The organism is Enorma phocaeensis (assembly GCF_016901575.1).
Classification (GTDB): domain Bacteria; phylum Actinomycetota; class Coriobacteriia; order Coriobacteriales; family Coriobacteriaceae; genus Limicola; species Limicola phocaeensis_A.
This window is the reverse complement of the sequence record NZ_JACJKQ010000002.1, coordinates 122430-139258: the sequence shown is the minus strand read 5'-3', so window position 1 is coordinate 139258 and position 16829 is coordinate 122430. Positions and strand designations below refer to the sequence as shown.

Below are 16829 nucleotides of genomic sequence, written 5' to 3'. Positions count from 1 at the left end.
CGTCCCGTCTCTATGCAAATTATTCTTTTAGAACATCGCGAATGAGCAATGTTACAGAACGTAAAAACCACTCTGTCAGGAAACCAGAATCTTCCAGCCTCGCCGACTTTCTATTGTTCTACTATCTGAGGTTGAGACCCTAGTTGATCTATCAGCTTATTATGATAAGCTTCGATTTCTGATTCAGTCATTACCGTCGCATAGCTTGATGATTCTTTTTCTGCGATACGCTTCATTTCCAAATAGTATTCTTTTGGAAGGAGACCGGATTCGTACTCTGTCTTTATCTTTTCGAACTGGTCAATGGCGTTCACCTCACTGAGCTTCTCCGAACTCATGCTCAGCGTTGCTTGTTGTAGCTCGTTTACTTGAACAACATCTCCACTCATCGGGCTTTCAAAACCAGATTCCGTTTGAATCCAGCATCCGGCCTCACCGCCAATCAGATAAAATTGCGGCCCCTCTGTGTTGTAATCTGACCCATCAGCAATTGAATAGAGAAACAGAAGATAGGTGGCACCGTCCTCCAGCGTTGCAGCCCCATTGTTAACCATCTTTATTGAGCCCACTTCTCCCCCTCTTTGACGCACTGTCAGCCTATTCTCGGACTCCTTGGGCTGACCTTTATACACAGAGGAAATGTCAAAGTAATAATCAGTAAAAATCATGGGATCAGCGCCGTTCAGCGGCCTAACCATCATACCATCTGAGCATCCAATATAGGACGCAGTGCATATTAGGGTTGAATTAGCATAATAGTCCGATATTGAAAAATCCGCGAGCGTTGCATCGATTGTCTGAACGATTTCCCATGATGCTTTATTAGACATGTCATCAGAACTAATATCGCTTACGCTGTCATTTGAGAAATGATAGTCAGCATCATATCCAGTTGAGGTTCTAGCTGCAATTTGAGCACCCAACGTAATAATAATTGCAATAAATAACGCGGCTACAATATGAAGAGGGGATAGTTGCTGAAAGAGCTTATGAAATACGTTGCGCTTACACATGCTGTGGCTCCTTAGTATGTTAGGAATAGCAAGCGTTTATTCCATTGATGTCATCCGTAGTGGGCCAATCGCGTATTTCTCCCTTATCGAAGTTTTTATACATTACCGCTGATCTCCTAGTGTCCTGAGTGTGTCCCAGCCCTATCGTATGACCGGTCTCATGTAGAAATACACTTCGGACATCGAAAGCATCTGCAGCATATCCATTAATCCACTTCTTATTACTATTGATATTGATGTCAGACTCTATCAAGTAGGTAATGCCAGAATACGTGGCACGATAATAACGGTTATACGCAAGGTTCTGAGGATCGCTACTTGGGGTTTTATAAATCAAGTTTCTGCCATCTTGGAAAGGAAAATTGGCAAAAGGATGGGTCGTGGAGTCAAAGCAAACCCTTCGATATTCGGGAAGATAGGCGTTCCAACGCTGCATCGCCGTCCTGAACGATTCTTTTGTATCAGCATAAAAAGAAATAGAGGGTCTGTACCAAAACTGTTGGGACATTTGGTGTCCGTTTAGAGTATACGCATGCGCAGGAACAGGGAAAACCGTGACTGACAAAAGGAGTAATAGCAGGATGGATATTCTTCGAAACATTATTGCATCTCCCTTCTGGTGGGATTGGCTATAGCATGATTTTAAAAAAGTATTTACTTGCTTATCCAGAAAATTGAATGATTGCATCTCGAAATAGCCAAGCGGTCTATTTTTCCTGCTCTGCGGCAAGCCGAGGTTCCGCTCACCGTGGGATCGGACGGCCATATGCCCGACGACATCTGCGACGGCATCCTCAAGGCATACGAGCACGCCGCGCGGTTCGGATACCGCTCCATCGACGTCCCGCGAGCCGACGGCAGCTGGGAGGCGATGCCCATCGTCTAGCGCGGCGACGGATGCGCGCAAGGCAGGCAAACCTCATGCGCATGAAAAAAGGACCCGGTCTCCCGGGTCCTGTCCACAGCAAAAAGCCTGTTTCGCCGAAGCTACTCCTCGACCAGCTCAAACTGATCAGGGCCGACGCCGCACACGGGGCAGACGTAGTCCTCGGGCAGCTCGGGGGTGTCGACCTCGACCTCGAAGCCGCAGACGACGCACACGAACTTATACTTCTTCTCGTCAGCCATGGTAAGTCCTTTCATAGGCGATGAACGTATGGCTAGTATATCCGTCAGGCGGCGATTCAAACCCGCGATTCTGCAGGCGGCGCATCTCCGCAAATAGGACACAATATCAGTAGTAATTTACGGATTGACGCCGACCGACAACAGATGGGAACGTTACCCCTGGTAGGAGGACGCCTTAGGCGGTGTCTTGCCCTTCAGCGTCGAGTGATAGTAGCTGTAGGTGAGCGGTTCCTCATCGGAAAGCTTCTGGGCGTCGACGACGTCGCCGATGAACAGGTAGTGCGTCCCCACATCGACCGTATCGATGAGCTTGCAAGCGTAGACGGCGCAGACGTGCTCGGGAGAATAGGGGCTGCCCACCGCCGAGGTCTCGCAGCCATATTTCTCGAACTTATCGTAGCCGGCGCTCGTTCGGAACCCGAAGTTGCCGATATAGGGCATGTCCGCCGTCATGTCGAGCGCCGTCACGGTAAAGGCCCCCGCGCGCTGAATGACCTCCGTGGTCACGTTGTCCTTGTGGACCGCCACCATCATGCGCGGCGGCTCGGCGGTGACCTGCGTGGCGGTATTGATGATGCAGCCGGCCTTTTGGCCCTCGGCCTCCGCCGAGACCACATACAGGCCGTAGGTCATCTTGAACAGAGCTGTGAGATCCATGGCATTCCCCTCACTCGCGGAGACGTCGGCGCGACATCTCCTGCTTACACCTATGAGGGTAGCACACTGGCATTTCTTATGCCCCTGAAGCGGTAGGGAAATCGATGGACGGGGCCGACCGGGCGGACAGCCCTGCCGGTCGGCCCGACATCCTTGCTGGTTCCCCTACCCCTTCGCCTGCAGCACGCATCGGCGCCCCGGTTCCGGGAAGCACCGGCTGCACGAGACGCAACGAGGCCAGTAGGCCGGGTCTCGCTGCCATATGCGTGGAAGATCGGGCTCGCAGACCAGCGGACGCGCCAGGCCAAAACCGGCGATGTCGGTGGTATCGAGAAGTCCCTGCAGCTCGGATACCAGCCTGTTGCCGCCCGTCAGAATGACGGGTATGTCGAGGAGCTCCGCCAAGCGGGCGGCGTAGCGGGCGTAGAGGCACCGGTGCCCTTCCGGCCCCGCGATCTTGACCTTGCCGTAGGTGGTGCCGCTCACCTCTATGGCGTCGACCATCTGCGCAAGCGCCTGCGAGACCACCAGGCTCTCGTCCTCGGTCATGCCCCCTTCGACGCCGTCGGAGCTGTTGATCTTCACCAAAAGGGGAAAGCCGGGACCGACCGCCGAGCGCACCGCAGCGGTGACCTGGAGCGGAAAGCGCATGCGCGCCTCGATGGGACCGCCAAACTCGTCCTCGCGACGATTCCAAAGCGGATTGAGGAACTGGCTGAGCAGGTATCCATGTGCGGCGTGAATCTCGACGCCGTCGAATCCCGCCTGCTGCGCGCGCCGCGCGGCGGCGGCGAAATCAGCCGCGAGCAGGTCCATATCGTCTTTTGTCATGGCGCGCACCGGTCGCTCGCCATCGGGCGACATGCCGTCGGACGGGCCGAGGGCGCCCTCCGCAAAGGGCGGCTTTCCCGCATTCGCGCTGTTGGGCCGCTAGCGGTTGCGCTCCTTCAGCGCACGGTCGATCTCGCGCTGCATGTCGCGCTTCGCCATGTCCTCGCGCTTGTCGTACAGCTTCTTGCCGCGTCCCAAGCCCAGCAGCAGCTTGACGCGACCGTCCTCGTTGAAATACAGCTCCAAGGGCACGAGCGCGTAGCCGCGGTTGCGCAGCTTGGCATCCAGATGGTCGATCTCCTTGCGATGGAGCAGCAGGCGGCGCCTACGGTCGGGATCGCGGTTGAAGATGGAGCCGTGGCTGTAGGGATGAATGTGCACGCCCATGAGCCAGCACTCCCGCTGGCGGATGAGCGCGAAGGTGTCCGTGATCTGGCAGGCGCGCTCGCGCAGGCTCCGGACCTCGGTGCCCGCGAGCTCGATGCCGCACTCGTAGGTCTCCTCGATAACGTATTCGTGCCTCGCCGAGCGGTTCTTTGCGATAAGCTTTCGCTCCTTGCGACTAGGCATGGTCGTCCTCCCCAGCCTCCCGAACATCCCCGGCCTCCGCGCCCGAGGACGCCTGCTCCTGCGCAAGCTCCGCATCGGACTCGCGGATCAGCTTGATGAGGGCCTTCGCGGCGGGCTCGCCCACCAGGTTGCGGGCACGGACCGTCAGGCGCGTCGCCTCGTCTCTATCGCCCTCTGCAGCGGCATCGGATGCGCACATCAGCAAACAGACCGCGATCTCGGCGTTCGGGCTGACCGAGATGCCCTGCTCGGCAAGGGTCGCCAGCGCCTCGGCGTCTTCGATCTCCTGCCACTCGGGACGCTCGGAGTTCAGGCGTCCCATGAGCCGGGTGGTTCGCGCGTCGCCGCCCGCAGAGTTCAGGGCGAGGCGCGCGCAGCCCACCGCCGCAGCCAGATTGTCCTCGTCCAAGAAAAACTGGCCGAGGTTCGCATAGGCGCGTCCCCCCGCCGTCGGGTCCGAGGCGCGCTCGATCACCGACGCGGACAGGGCTGCCCACTCCTGGGTGTTTCCCAGGGCGCGGAAGAGCTCGGCGAGGTCCAACCGATAGTTGCAGTTCATGGGGTTCCAGCGGACCGCCTGCATGAGGGCGTCGCGCGCGAGCACGTATTCCTGCTGGCGAATGTAGGCAAATGCCAGGTCGGAATAGAGGCGGTCGAAGGGCGCGCCCACCTGGACCAGCGTGCGCGGATCCTTTTCAACGCGTCGATACGCGAGGCGCTCGAACGTGTCGGCAAAGCTGAAGAACTGCGTGTCATCGGTTGTCTGGCACTCCGCATCGATATATTCCTCGGCCTCGTCGCGCAGGGCAAGCAGCAGCGGCAGGGCGGTACCCATATCGCCTTGGGCGAGAAAGTTCTCGGCGTACTGGATGTCACGCTCGGTAAATGGCAAGTCCATGGTATCTCCTCCGAAGGTGGTCGGACTATCAGTGTAGCGCATGGCGGAGCGCGGACGGCAGGGAGACGATGCTCAGGTTGAGATGTCCCCGCACCTGGTTCACGCCCGCTATCTCGACGATCACGCGGTCCCCCACCTGGATGCGGCGCCCCGTAGACGCTCCGGTAAGGGCGAGGGCCTGCTCATCGAAGTCGAACCATTCGTCTCCCACGGCACTCATGTGCACGAGGCCCTCCGCATGGGTCTCGTCCAGGCGCACGAACACGCCGAGCTGGTCGATCCATGAGACCACCCCGGCCAGCCGCTCCCCTATGCGATCGGCATAATACTGGGCGACCTTTACCTTCTGCGAGGCATGGGCCGCCGCATCGGCTAGCCGCTCCCGGTCGCTGCTCGACCGACAGACCTGCGGCAGCACCGCATCGAGCGATTCCCTGCCCGCACCCACGAGATGCCCCGCGCGCAGCTTTGCCTCGCGAGCGCCCAAGCGCTCCCGCGCGAGCACGCCTTTGAGCACGCGATGCACCACAAGATCGGGATAGCGGCGAATCGGGCTGGTAAAGTGGCAATACGCCTGGGCGCCCAGCGCGTAGTGCCCCTCGTTGTGAGGCTTGTAGAGCGCGCGCTGCATCGCGCGCAGCAACAAGGCGTTGGCGACCTCGGACGCCGGGGTTCCCGCCGTATCGGCGAGCACCCGCTGGATCTGCCGGACATCTCCCGATGCGATCGCCGACGCCTGCTGCCTGTCGACGACGCCCATTCCCTGAAGCACCTCGGCCGCGGCATGCAGGTGGTCGGGCGTCGGCGGCTCGTGTACGCGATATGCCGCCGCGACGTCGTCGCGTGCGAGATAGTCCGCAACGCATTCGTTGGCGAGCAGCATCGCCTCCTCGACAAGGCCCGTCGCAGGGGTCCGGCGACGGGCCGCCAGCTCGACCGGACGGCCGTCGTCATCGAGCAGGGCGTGAATCTCGACGGTATCGAAATCCACCGCCCCGCGTGCATGCCGGACATCCTGGCGCAACTTTGAAAGGGCGTAGGCGTCGCTCAGAAAGCCGGCGAGATCGACCCCTTCGCCGGCCGCCGCGCGGACATGGGGGGACGCGCCGGCAGGAGCGGACGTCCCGTCGTCGCATGCGATAAGCGCGTCGGCCTCGTCATAGGAAAGCCGGACGCGCGAACGCATCACGCTCGGATACATCCGGTAGTCGCGCAGGCACCCCCTCCTATCGAGCCTCATGTCCACCGTGAACGCAAGACGGTCCTCTCCAGGCCGCAGGGAGCACAGGTCGCATGAGAGCCGCTCGGGCAACATGGGAAGCACGCGGTCGGCGAGATATACCGAGGTGCCGCGGCGCCGGGCCTCCAGGTCGATGGAGCTTCCCCAGGCGACATAGTGCGACACGTCAGCGATATGGACGCCCAGCCTCCATCCCCCATCGGGCTCGGAGGATAGCGAGAGGGCGTCGTCAAAGTCGCGCGCATCCACCGGGTCGATCGTGAGCGCAAAGCGCTCGCGGATGTCCCGGCGCAGGGGGTCGCGAAGCGCCTCCGCGATGTCGATCGCAAGGCCATCCGCCTCTTCAAGGGCACCGGCGGGATATCCGTCCTCGAGGTCGAAGCGAGCCATGACGCAGCGGATGCCCACGTCGGGAGCGTCCGAGGTGCCAAGCCGCCGCTCGATCGTGACCACGCCCGACTCGTACCGCGTCGGATGGCTCACGATGCGCGCCTGCACCACGTCGCCCACCTCTACGCCCGCATCAGCCGCCGAAGTATCACGCGGCAGCACAAAGAAATCTGCCTTGATGCGCGTGTCGAGCGGATGCACCACGCCGAGCGGACCCGCCACGCCATAGGTGCCCACCAGCGCGTTCTGGGCACGCTCGACCACGTTCTCGATGACCGCTCGCCGCTCGCCATGCGGCCCGCGATGGAGGCTCACCACCGCGGTGTCGCCGTTCATGACCTCACGCACCCCGCGCGAGGTCAGGCGAAACTGACCCTCGGCGGTCTCCACCACACCGCCTGCGTCGGTAAGCCGCACGGTGCCCGTAAGCCCCGGCCGCCGCTGCGATCGCGTGGGCCTGCGGCCTCCTCCGTGTCGTTTGCGCCCCATGCGCACCTCCTGTCACTGCTACATGCATCAGCATGCTCGTTCTCAAGCCGTTGCAGCCGGCTGCCGGCGTACGACGTCAATCGCCATGCCCATGCACGCTTGCGCCCGCGCATCTCCAACGCATGTGCATCCACGACGACGAAAGCAGAGAGGCCCCCTCACTGCCTGAGCGCTTCCGCAGCCGCGTCGCGATGCGGCAAGGCGGGGACCAGCGAAGGCAGCAAGGGGGCCTCTCGATGGGATTGAACCGCTGTTACACCTTCAGATACCGCCTCATCGCGATGGCAGATCCAAACAGGCCGATCACAATGCCCACGACTACCAGCGCGGCATACGTGATGAGGTACATCTCAAACGGAATGTTGAACGACAGCCAGGGAATCGCCGTCTGAATGCGCGGAATCAAAAGGTTGCGGCCAAGCTCCAGCACGCCGATGGCAAGCAGCGCGCCAAGAATGGCCTGGATGACGCCCTCAGTCACAAACGGCCCGCGGATGAAGCTGTTCGACGCGCCCACGAGACGCATGATGCCGATCTCGCGGCGACGCGCGGTGATGGACAGGCGAATCGTGTTGTTGATGAAGATGAACGCGATGAAGGTGAGCAGCGCCACCAGCACCACGGCGGCAAGACGGATATAGCTCGTCACCTCGAAGAGGCGGCTGACCTCCTCTTGGCCGTAGAGCACGCTCGCATCCACGTCGCCTCCATCTACGATCTGCTGGAAATCCGAATCCTGCTTGATCTGGTCTGCCATGTCCTCAACCTGCGAGGGGTCCTCCATCTCGATCTTGTACGAGCGGGGCAGCGGGTTCTCACCGTCGAGCGCGGCCAGCGTGGCGTCGGCGTTGCTGGACATGCTTCGGTAATCGTCCACGGCGTCGTCTTTGTCGTTGAACTCGACGCTCTTCACGTTCTCCCAGCTCTGGAGCTTCTCCATGAAAGCCTCGACGTCCTCGTCCGAGGCGTCGTCCGAGATGAATGCGTTGATGGTGACCTGGTCTTCGATCGTACCGATGGCCGAGGTGATCATCGCCGAGCCCACAATGAAGAGGCCGATGATGAAAAGCGACAAGAAGATGGTGATGACCGCGCCGAGCGACGTGGTCCAGTTGCGCGCAAAGTGGCTGCCCGCCTCGCGCAGCGAATATCCAAGGTTGCTAGGCGCCATAGTTACCGTAGCCTCCCCTCTCCTGGTCGCGGACCACGTGCCCCGCCTCGAGGGCGACCACGCGGCGATGCATGGAGTCGACCATCTCGCGGTCGTGCGTCGCCACGATGACCGTGGTGCCCGTGCGATTGATGCGCTCCAGCAGCTTCATGATGCCCAGCGAAATCGCCGGGTCGAGGTTGCCCGTGGGCTCGTCGCAGATGAGCAGCGGCGGTCGGTTGACCATGGCGCGGGCGACCGCCACGCGCTGCTGCTCGCCGCCGGAGAGCTGGTCGGGCATGGAGTCCATCTGGTCCGCAAGGCCCACGAGGCGCAGCACCTCGGGCACCTGGCTGCGGATGACGCCACGCGGCTTGCCGATGCACTCAAGCGCGAATGCGACGTTCTCGTAGGCGGTCTTGCCGGGAAGCAGCTTGTAGTCCTGGAACACCGTGCCGATCTGGCGACGGAAGAACGGGACCTTGCGATTCTTGATGCGCATGAGGTCCTGGCCAGCGATGAGGATGCGACCCGACGTGGGCTTCACATCACGCGTCATGCTGCGCAGAAGCGTGGTCTTGCCCGAGCCGGAGTGGCCTACGAGGAAGACGAACTCGCCCGGATACACCTCGAGGTTCACGTCATCGAGCGCAGGCTTGTTGGGCTGAGCCGGATAGACCTTCGTCACATGCTCCATGAGGATCACCGGGTCGACGCCGGCCTCTCGCGCCATCTTGCGACGAGAATCGCCTACCGGAGCAAAAACCGAGGTGAAGCCGGGGTCTTGAAGCGCCGCGTCAAGGTCTGCGACCTCGGCCTGCTGGTCTGCCGTGACCTCGGGAACCACGCGTACGTCCGGAACCTGCGGAGGCAGGGACGGGTCGGGCACCGAGGGGATGCTCGGCTGGGCCTGCGTGACCTCGGGAACAGAAGACATGAAGAGGCGCGACTCGTCCGGATCGGACTTCGGTGCGTCCGGCGCCGGCACGGTCGGCACGGCAGCGGCGGGCGCGGCCGCATCGGGCGCCGGGGCAGCAACGTCCACCGGCATAGGCTGGTTCAGATCGGGGTTGTACGCAAACGGATCCGGCTCGCTCGCCGTCGCCACAGGAGCGGCCTGCGGCTCCGCGGAGGCCTGCCCCGCGACATCCGGAACAACGGTAAAGTGCGAAGCGACAACATCCGGCGTCTGCACGGAGGATGCGCCCTCACCGTCCCCGGGCTTACGGAAGTGGTTACCCACTGGAACTCCTTCGTGTCGTGCGTTTCAACTACATAAACGGGTTCATTTTACCAGTAGCCCCGCTGCCACACAGAAGCGACACGGGAGACGCCGCAGGTTGAACACCGAAAGACTCGTTTGAAGGCGGCATGTGCCCCGCGAATAGCCGAACGTCAACGCCACAGATTAGGCCCGTTCGTTGCAATATGCACCATCCATGCTCGAAGACGGCGTTTTATACACATGAGATGCCGCATCGATTCTGCCGCTCCCCGCCCGCGAGAGACCCTGCAAGCAGCCGCACGTCGAAGGCAGCTATGATTGCCAGCGCTGCGATGGCAATGGCCAACACGTGGCGCTGCTTCAAAGATACTCGTCGCTCGCGCATCCTCATCGCCCCCGCCCAACAGACGCTTATATCTGCTGCATAATCCGTTATGCACGATTCTATGCTAATGGGACCGTTCTATTCGTAATGTAATGCGCTTCTCTCGCAGCGCACCGTGCCTCGTGGTCAATTCGCACGTTCTCTGGGCACGCGCCGGCTGTTGTGGACAAGCCCTGGGCTCTGCCAAAGCGACTAGCTGCCCAGCACGGCACATTTCTGACCAGAATCTCCGACTACCCCTTCACCACGGTGCCGGCGATCTCGGTAGATTCGTTGGTGGGGTCGCCGAAGAGGAAGGGCATCCGTGTGTAGTCGCCGGTAAAGTCGAAAACGATGGCGCCGTCGAGGCCAAGATAGCCCTCGATGTGAGCCGTGTTGTCACCGCCCGTGCTTGAGCCGTCGCCCGTGAAGGCGTAGGCATATCCATCCGCCTGCCGATATCCCCGCGCGGCGTCCGTCGCCGTGACGGCCGAGATGGTGCAGGTGATGACGCCCGATATGGCCTCGCTTCCAAATCCGGAGGGCGTCGCCTGGTACTCCACCACAAACGTGCCCGCCGCCGCATCGACGTTGGTCACCCTGAAGGCGGTCATGCGTGTGGCGTCCCCACCCTGCGATGTATACTCGCCCACCAGCGCATCGGAGCTATATGAGACACTCGACTGAGCGTCCCCCTGGGAACGCGTCCAGGCGTCCCCGTCGAACGAATAGGTATAGGGGGTCTGCACCGACCGCGTGCCAAACCACAGGTCGTAGCTCGTCTCAGTCGTAAACGTGCACGTCTGGGACGCCTCGTCAAACGTGGGCGTGAAGTCACCCGAAATCTCGGCGTCCTCGGTGACTCCCGAGATCGCCCGCGTGGCGGCGGAGCTATCAAGCACCACGCCCACCCACGCCGCACGGTCGAGCCCTGCGGCCTCGATGTCGGAGAACTGGGCAAACGACGACGCATCGCCCGCACGCACAAAGAGCAGCGTCACCGAGCAGTCACTCTCGAAGCTCTCGTTAGTGAGGAGTGCCGTCGCCTGGACGGTGACCGACCCGTCCTGCCCTTCGCCGGTGTTCACGATCTCGACGTTCGAGAGGTCATACGCCGAAGGCGTCACGTAGTCGTTTGAGGCAAAGCCATCCATGAAGTCGGCGTCCGCCTCAAGCGTCCGCTCGACGTCCGCAACGCTCACCTGGGCAAACAGAGCCGGTCCGCCCATGACGAAGAAGCCCCCGATGGCGATGGCTGCGACCACCGCCACAGCAGCGATGACGCCCACGATGACGTTTCGCCGCGTTCGGGACTCCGTTACCTCCGCGCTGTCGCCGTCGTGCCCAGCCGGCTTGGGCTCATCGGCGGACGCCTCGGGAACCTTGGGCATCTTCTGAGTGCCCGTCACCGATCGCGAGCCGCCGGGAAGCGTCCAGGTGGTCGAGGGCTGGCCCGCAAGCGACCGGATCGCCTCGTCACGCTCGCGCATCTCCTGCTCGGCGATCGAGGCGCGCTCGCAGGCATCGGCGAAAAACGCCGCAGAGGCGTCCTCGACGGCCACGTCGGCACGGGGCCCGTCGGCCTGCTCGTGGCCGTCGCGGGCCGCCGCAGCCGCACCCTCTCCGCCCGGCCCTCCCGCCGAGGCGTCTGCCAAGGAGACCGTCGGCGCCGAGGCGTCATCGAGCACCGAAGATACCTGCTCGTCGCGTGTGTTGTCCTGGGATTCGGTCATGATGGGCTCCCGAAATCGATGTGGTCACCCCATTGTAGCAGCGCGCCATACAATTCCTGTAGAGCGCCGCGGCCCCAGCCCCGGCAAGGCCGCCGGAGCCGCCAGGCCACAGACGGGCTAAACGTCCAGCCCTTTGAACCCCTCACCAAAGGCCTCGTTCACATCGGTGATGACCATGATGGCACGCTCGTCGTGCTCGGCGACGATCGCCTTCAGGATGGTCACCTCGCGCTTCCCCAGAATCACGAACAGCATGGGGCGATCCTGGCCGCTCCACATGCCGTGGGCATCGATGAGCGTGGCGCCTCGATTCATGCCCCGCATGATGTCTTGCGCGATGGCCTCATAGCGCTCGGACACGATAAAGGCGGCGCGGCGACGGTTGCCGCCGTCGACCACCATATCGACCACATAGCCCATGATCACCATGGACAGGGCGGCATAAAGGGCGTTACCGACCGAAAACACCGGCGCGCTCGCCACGCACACCGCGACGTCGATAGCCATGACCGTGCTTCCCACGGGCAGCGACGTCTTGCGCGAGATGATCTGGGCGACCGTATCCGACCCGCCCGTGTTCGCACCGCTTCGAAACACCAGCCCATAGCCCAGCCCCGAGATGATGGCGCCCCAGAGCGCCGACAGCATGAGGTCGTCGGGCACGAAGGGGGCGACGAACGGCGCAAAGGCGTCGGTAAAGAAGCCGAGCAGCACGAAGCCCACGACGGTTCTCAACGCATAGCGAGCTCCGCCCGCACGATATGCCAGCAACAGCAGAAGCGCGTTGAACACGATGGTCTGGATACCGACGGGCAGAACGACGCCGGCTCGCGAACCCAGCGCGGCGATGATGGTCGCCAGGCCCGTAACGCCTCCGGCAGCAAGGCCGTTGGGCACCATGAACGCATCGATGCCGAGCGCGGCGACGGCGCAGCCCGCCGTCACAAGCGGCAGGTCGTGCACGAACTGAGACTTGATAATGGCCTTGGCATCCATTCGACGAACCATGCGTCCCCCTCCCCGGCGCGACAGGCAGCAGCAGCCGTCGGACGTAGTAAAGCGCTCGGCAAGAATCCACCAGCATGAGCCCAGCCAATCAGCCCATCCCGATCGGTTCTTGCCGGAGCTTCGAGAATAATGCTATGCCGTGATGCTCGGGGCGCTACATGTCGTCGGCCTCGGAGGTCGGCGCGTAATCCGCGTTGCCGGTAGCCCAACGATGGTAGCCAACCACAAAGGCGTCCAGGTCTCCGTCTTCGAGGACCGCATCGACGTTGCCCGTCTCCACTCCGGTACGCAGGTCCTTGACCATCTGGTACGGATAGAGCACATAGCTGCGAATCTGGTTGCCAAAACCGATGTCGTGCTTGGGGCCGCGAATCTCGTCGAGCTTGTCCTCGCGCTTCTGAAGCTCGAGCTCGTAGAGACGAGCCTTGAGAATCGCCATGCACGCAGCCTTGTTTTGGATCTGGCTGCGCTCGTTTTGGCACGTGACCACGATACCGGTCGGCAGGTGCGTCACGCGCACGGCGGAGTCGGTGGTGTTGACGCCCTGGCCGCCCGGGCCGCTTGCGTGGTACACGTCCACGCGGATGTCATCGGGAGAGATCTCGATATCGATGTCGTCGGGGAGGACGGGAATCACCTCGACGCCGGCGAAGGTCGTCTGGCGACGCTTCTTTGCATCGGTCGGCGAGATGCGCACCAGACGGTGCACGCCCGCCTCGGCGCGAAGCATGCCGAAGGCGTCCTTGCCCTCGACCGTGAACGTCGCGCGATCGATGCCGATTCCCTCCGCCGCCGGACAGTCGTTGACCGTCACCTTCCAGCCGCGGCGCTCGCAATACTTCATGTACATCTTGAACAGCATGAAGGTCCAGTCCTGGGCCTCCAGCCCGCCCTGGCCGGGCTTGATGGTGACGATGGCGTCGCCGTGGTCGAACTCGCCGGTAAACCAGCTCGTAAGCTCCATCTGGTCGACGGCGCGGGCGAGCTCCTCGGCAGAGCGAGCGGCCTCGGCAAAAAGCTCGGCAACCTCGTCGTCGCCCTCCATCTCGGACGCGAGCTCGAGCGCGGCGCGGGCGTCTGCAAGCTGGGCATGAGCCGCCTCGACCGCCTTCACGTCGTCGCGCGCGGACGAGAGCTCGGCCATGGTGGCGCGGGCACGCGCCGCGTCGTCCCAAAAGCCGGGAGCGGCGGTCGCCTGCTCGAGCTCGGAGACGCGAGCCCGCTTCTCGTCCACATGCAGATATGACTCGACTTCCGCGAGGCGTGTCTCAAGCGCGTCCAGCTGCTCGACCACCGGGGCGACGGTGTCCGCCATTAGCGGTCCCTGCCGTGGCAGTTCTTGAACTTCTTACCGCTTCCGCAGGGGCACGGGTCGTTGCGGCCCACGTTGGCATACGGGTCGCCGGACTCGCTCTTCACATAGGTCTTCACCGTGCCCTGAGAGGGCGCGGGCGCCTTGCCCGCCGCGTTGGCGGCGTTCGCGGCCGCCTGGCGCGTAATGGTCGAAGAGCCGGCATCGGCGTCGGAAGGTCCCGAATAGGTCGCTCCCGAAAGCTCAGAGGGCTGGGGCTGGCGAGCGGCGACCGGGGCCTGTTTGACCTCGATGCGCAGCACCGTGCGCAGATAGTCCTCATACATGGTGTTCACCAGCAGGTGGAAGGCGGCAAACGCCTCGCTCTTGTACTCGACGAGCGGGTCGCGCTGGCCAAAGCCGCGAAGACCGATGCCCTGCTTGAGGTAGTCCATCTCCTGCAGGTAGTTCATCCAGCGGGTGTCGATGACGCGCAGCATGACCTGGGTGTTGAGCTCGCCCATGAGCTCGTCGCCCAGGCGCTCGGCCTTCTGGTCGTAGCAGGCCTTGACGTAGTCGAGCACCTTGTCCTTGAGCTCGGAGGCGTCCTCGAAGTCGTCCTCGAACGTGGGGGCGTCGAGATGCCCGGTGAGCTCGACGAGCCACTTGTGCAGCCCCTCCATGTCGCGCTCGCCCTTGTGGGAGTCGCTCGGCACGAACTCGCCCACGCACCGGGTCACGGTGTCGTCCATGACCTCGGTGATATGGCCGGCGAGGTCCTTGCCGTCCAGGATCTTGTTGCGCTCGGCGTAGATGACCTGGCGCTGCTTGTTCATGACGTCGTCGTATTCGAGCACGTTCTTACGCATGGAGAAGTTGATGTTCTCGACCTTGCGCTGGGCGCCCTCGACCGACTTGGAAATGATCTTGTGCTGGATGGGCAGGTCGTCCATATCGGCGTTTGCCATCATGGCCGAGATCTTGTCCATGCGGTCGCCGCCGAAGAGCCTCATGAGGTCGTCTTCGAGCGACAGGTAGAACTGGGTCTCGCCCGGGTCTCCCTGACGGCCGGCGCGGCCGCGCAGCTGGTTGTCGATACGACGGGACTCGTGGCGCTCGGTACCGATGACGCACAGGCCGCCGGCGGCCTTCACGCGCTCGCGCTCCTCGGCGCAGGTGGCCTTGGCCTCCTCGCGCAGCTTTGCGACGAGCTCGGGATCGGCCTGGTCGCGCTCGATGCCGCGGTCGGCGAGCATGCCGTCGACGAGCTCGTCGGGGTTGCCGCCCAGAAGGATGTCCGTACCACGGCCGGCCATGTTGGTGGCGATGGTCACGGCGCCAAAACGGCCAGCCTGGGCGACGATGTGCGCCTCGCGCTCATGGTACTTCGCGTTGAGCACCTGGTGCTTGATGCCGCGCTTGTTGAGCAGGCGCGAAAGGCGCTCAGAGCTCTCGATGGACACGGTGCCCACCAGCACCGGCTGGCCCTTGGCGTGGCGCTCTGCGACGTCGTCGGCCACCGCGCGATACTTCGCGTCGATGGTGCGGTAGACAAGGTCGTCATGGTCGATGCGCTGGACGGGCCTGTTGGGCGGAATGACCTGAACGGGCAGGTCGTAGATCTCGCGGAACTCGGCGTCCTCGGTGATGGCGGTACCCGTCATGCCCGAGAGCTTGTCGTAGAGGCGGAAGTAGTTCTGCAGGGTGATGGTGGCGAGCGTCTGGTTCTCCTCGCGCACGAGCACGCCCTCTTTTGCCTCGATGGCCTGGTGCAGGCCCTCAGAGTAGCGACGGCCCTCCATGATGCGACCCGTGAACTCGTCGACGATCTTCACCTCGCCGCCCGTGACCACGTACTGCTTGTCGCGATGGAACATGTACTGGGCCTTGAGCGCCTGCTGGAGGTGGTTCACCAGCTGGCCGGAAAGGTCGGCATAGATGTCGTCGATGCCCAGGCGCTGCTCGATCTTCTTCAGACCCTGCTCGGTCGCGGCGATGGTGTGCTTGGCCTCGTCCATGACGAAGTCGCCGTCGGGCTCGGGAGCCGGCTCGGGATCGAGCGGGTCATGGATGACCTCCTCGGCGCGCTTGAGGCCGCGGACGGCGCGGGCGAAGTCTTTGTAGGTGCTGGCAGACTTGGTGCCGGCACCGGAGATGATGAGCGGGGTGCGGGCCTCGTCGATCAAGATCGAGTCGACCTCGTCGACGATGGCGAAGGCATGTCCGCGCTGCACGCGGCGCTCGGCGCGCGTGACCATGTTGTCGCGCAGGTAATCAAAGCCGAACTCGGAGTTGGTGCCGTACGTGACGTCGGCGGCATAGGCAGGACGCTTGAGCTCGAGCGGCATGCCGTTCTGCAGCAGGCCCACCTTCATACCGAGGAACCGGTAGATGGAGCCCATCCACTCGGAGTCGCGCTTGGCGAGGTAGTCGTTCACGGTAACGATGTGCACGCCCTTGCCGGGGATGGCGTTGAGATAGCCGGCGCAGGTAGAGACGAGCGTCTTGCCTTCGCCCGTCTTCATCTCGGCGATGCGGCCCTCATGCAAGGTCATGCCGCCGATGAGCTGAACGTCGAAGTGACGCATGCCCACCGTACGCTTGGCCGCCTCACGCACCACGGCAAATGCCTCAGGCAGCATGCTATCCAACGACTCGCCGCCCTCATAGCGCTCGCGGAAGAGCACCGTCTGGTTGGCAAGCTCGGCATCGTCCATCTTCTCATAGGTGGGCTCGAGCTCGTTGATGCGCGCCACCGTCTTCCAATAGCGCTTGAGCTCTTTGTCGGAGCCAAACGAGAGCAGCTTTGAAACGAATCCCATGCGGTTTTCCCTTTTCGTGG

At 62.5% G+C, this 16829-nt stretch carries 15 protein-coding genes; 1 reads left to right on the top strand and 14 read right to left on the bottom strand.

From position 1 onward, the window contains the following. Window positions 1-110 precede the first annotated feature (110 nt). A complete protein-coding gene (locus tag H6A15_RS02305; protein ID WP_204672083.1) occupies window positions 111-1013 on the bottom strand; it encodes a hypothetical protein in 903 nt (300 codons plus the stop codon). 19 nt (window positions 1014-1032) lie between these two features. Next, window positions 1033-1521, bottom strand: a complete 489-nt coding sequence (locus H6A15_RS10695) for a matrixin family metalloprotease (RefSeq protein WP_204672082.1) — start codon at window positions 1519-1521, stop codon at window positions 1033-1035. Window positions 1522-1761: 240 nt separating this feature from the next. On the opposite strand from H6A15_RS10695, the gene H6A15_RS02295 reads away from it, so the two are divergent. After that, a complete protein-coding gene (locus tag H6A15_RS02295) occupies window positions 1762-1899 on the top strand; it encodes a hypothetical protein (RefSeq protein ID WP_204672081.1) in 138 nt (45 codons plus the stop codon). A 101-nt stretch (window positions 1900-2000) separates the two neighbouring features. Here H6A15_RS02295 and H6A15_RS02290 read toward each other — a convergent pair whose 3' ends face one another. The 12 genes from H6A15_RS02290 to secA all read right to left on the bottom strand — a co-directional run bounded on the left by H6A15_RS02290 (window position 2001) and on the right by secA (window position 16809). Further along, a complete protein-coding gene (locus tag H6A15_RS02290; RefSeq protein ID WP_204672080.1) occupies window positions 2001-2141 on the bottom strand; it encodes a rubredoxin-like domain-containing protein in 141 nt (46 codons plus the stop codon). Between the two features lie 153 nt (window positions 2142-2294). After that, window positions 2295-2798 carry a flavin reductase family protein gene (locus tag H6A15_RS02285; RefSeq protein WP_204672079.1) on the bottom strand — a complete coding sequence of 168 codons (504 nt, stop codon included), beginning with the start codon at window positions 2796-2798 and terminating at the stop codon, window positions 2295-2297. Between the two features lie 165 nt (window positions 2799-2963). After that, window positions 2964-3662, bottom strand: a complete 699-nt coding sequence (locus H6A15_RS02280; RefSeq protein ID WP_275060812.1) for a hypothetical protein — start codon at window positions 3660-3662, stop codon at window positions 2964-2966. Window positions 3663-3728: 66 nt separating this feature from the next. Beyond that, on the bottom strand, window positions 3729-4199 hold the full coding sequence (smpB, locus tag H6A15_RS02275; protein ID WP_204672077.1) for an SsrA-binding protein SmpB: 471 nt from the start codon (window positions 4197-4199) through the stop codon (window positions 3729-3731). Continuing rightward, window positions 4192-5097, bottom strand: coding sequence for a hypothetical protein (locus tag H6A15_RS02270; RefSeq protein ID WP_204672076.1), 906 nt, complete (start codon window positions 5095-5097; stop codon window positions 4192-4194). Before H6A15_RS02270 ends, smpB begins: the two co-directional genes overlap by 8 nt. A 28-nt stretch (window positions 5098-5125) precedes the next feature. Then, window positions 5126-7216 carry a ribonuclease R family protein gene (locus tag H6A15_RS02265; RefSeq protein ID WP_204672075.1) on the bottom strand — a complete coding sequence of 697 codons (2091 nt, stop codon included), beginning with the start codon at window positions 7214-7216 and terminating at the stop codon, window positions 5126-5128. 253 nt (window positions 7217-7469) lie between these two features. After that, a complete protein-coding gene (gene ftsX, locus H6A15_RS02260) occupies window positions 7470-8387 on the bottom strand; it encodes a permease-like cell division protein FtsX (RefSeq protein ID WP_204672074.1) in 918 nt (305 codons plus the stop codon). Next, on the bottom strand, window positions 8377-9609 hold the full coding sequence (gene ftsE, locus H6A15_RS02255; RefSeq protein ID WP_204672073.1) for a cell division ATP-binding protein FtsE: 1233 nt from the start codon (window positions 9607-9609) through the stop codon (window positions 8377-8379). The genes ftsX and ftsE overlap by 11 nt, the downstream gene beginning before the upstream one ends. 600 nt (window positions 9610-10209) lie before the next feature. Continuing rightward, the gene (locus H6A15_RS02250; RefSeq protein WP_204672072.1) at window positions 10210-11688 is read right to left on the bottom strand and encodes a hypothetical protein; all 1479 of its coding nucleotides are present in this window, start codon (window positions 11686-11688) and stop codon (window positions 10210-10212) included. A gap of 117 nt (window positions 11689-11805) precedes the next feature. Then, window positions 11806-12696: a YitT family protein gene (locus H6A15_RS02245; RefSeq protein WP_204672071.1), complete on the bottom strand. Its 891-nt coding sequence runs from the start codon at window positions 12694-12696 to the stop codon at window positions 11806-11808. 154 nt (window positions 12697-12850) lie between these two features. Beyond that, window positions 12851-14011: a peptide chain release factor 2 gene (gene prfB / locus H6A15_RS02240; protein WP_204672070.1), complete on the bottom strand. Its 1161-nt coding sequence runs from the start codon at window positions 14009-14011 to the stop codon at window positions 12851-12853. Beyond that, window positions 14011-16809, bottom strand: a complete 2799-nt coding sequence (gene secA / locus H6A15_RS02235; protein WP_204672069.1) for a preprotein translocase subunit SecA — start codon at window positions 16807-16809, stop codon at window positions 14011-14013. The genes prfB and secA overlap by 1 nt, the downstream gene beginning before the upstream one ends. Window positions 16810-16829 lie beyond the last annotated feature (20 nt).

Excerpts from the sequence above, each read along its gene's own strand:
- H6A15_RS02250 (WP_204672072.1), bottom strand. The coding sequence starts at position 11,688 with ATGACCGAATCCCAGGACAACACACGCGACGAGCAGGTATCTTCGGTG.
- H6A15_RS10695 (WP_204672082.1), bottom strand. The coding sequence starts at position 1,521 with ATGTCCCAACAGTTTTGGTACAGACCCTCTATTTCTTTTTATGCTGAT.
- secA (WP_204672069.1), bottom strand. The coding sequence starts at position 16,809 with ATGGGATTCGTTTCAAAGCTGCTCTCGTTTGGCTCCGACAAAGAGCTC.
- H6A15_RS02290 (WP_204672080.1), bottom strand. The coding sequence starts at position 2,141 with ATGGCTGACGAGAAGAAGTATAAGTTCGTGTGCGTCGTCTGCGGCTTC.
- H6A15_RS02265 (WP_204672075.1), bottom strand. The coding sequence starts at position 7,216 with ATGGGGCGCAAACGACACGGAGGAGGCCGCAGGCCCACGCGATCGCAG.
- smpB (WP_204672077.1), bottom strand. The coding sequence starts at position 4,199 with ATGCCTAGTCGCAAGGAGCGAAAGCTTATCGCAAAGAACCGCTCGGCG.
- ftsX (WP_204672074.1), bottom strand. The coding sequence starts at position 8,387 with ATGGCGCCTAGCAACCTTGGATATTCGCTGCGCGAGGCGGGCAGCCAC.
- H6A15_RS02285 (WP_204672079.1), bottom strand. The coding sequence starts at position 2,798 with ATGGATCTCACAGCTCTGTTCAAGATGACCTACGGCCTGTATGTGGTC.
- H6A15_RS02280 (WP_275060812.1), bottom strand. The coding sequence starts at position 3,662 with ATGTCGCCCGATGGCGAGCGACCGGTGCGCGCCATGACAAAAGACGAT.
- H6A15_RS02305 (WP_204672083.1), bottom strand. The coding sequence starts at position 1,013 with ATGTGTAAGCGCAACGTATTTCATAAGCTCTTTCAGCAACTATCCCCT.
- prfB (WP_204672070.1), bottom strand. The coding sequence starts at position 14,011 with ATGGCGGACACCGTCGCCCCGGTGGTCGAGCAGCTGGACGCGCTTGAG.
- H6A15_RS02270 (WP_204672076.1), bottom strand. The coding sequence starts at position 5,097 with ATGGACTTGCCATTTACCGAGCGTGACATCCAGTACGCCGAGAACTTT.
- H6A15_RS02245 (WP_204672071.1), bottom strand. The coding sequence starts at position 12,696 with ATGGTTCGTCGAATGGATGCCAAGGCCATTATCAAGTCTCAGTTCGTG.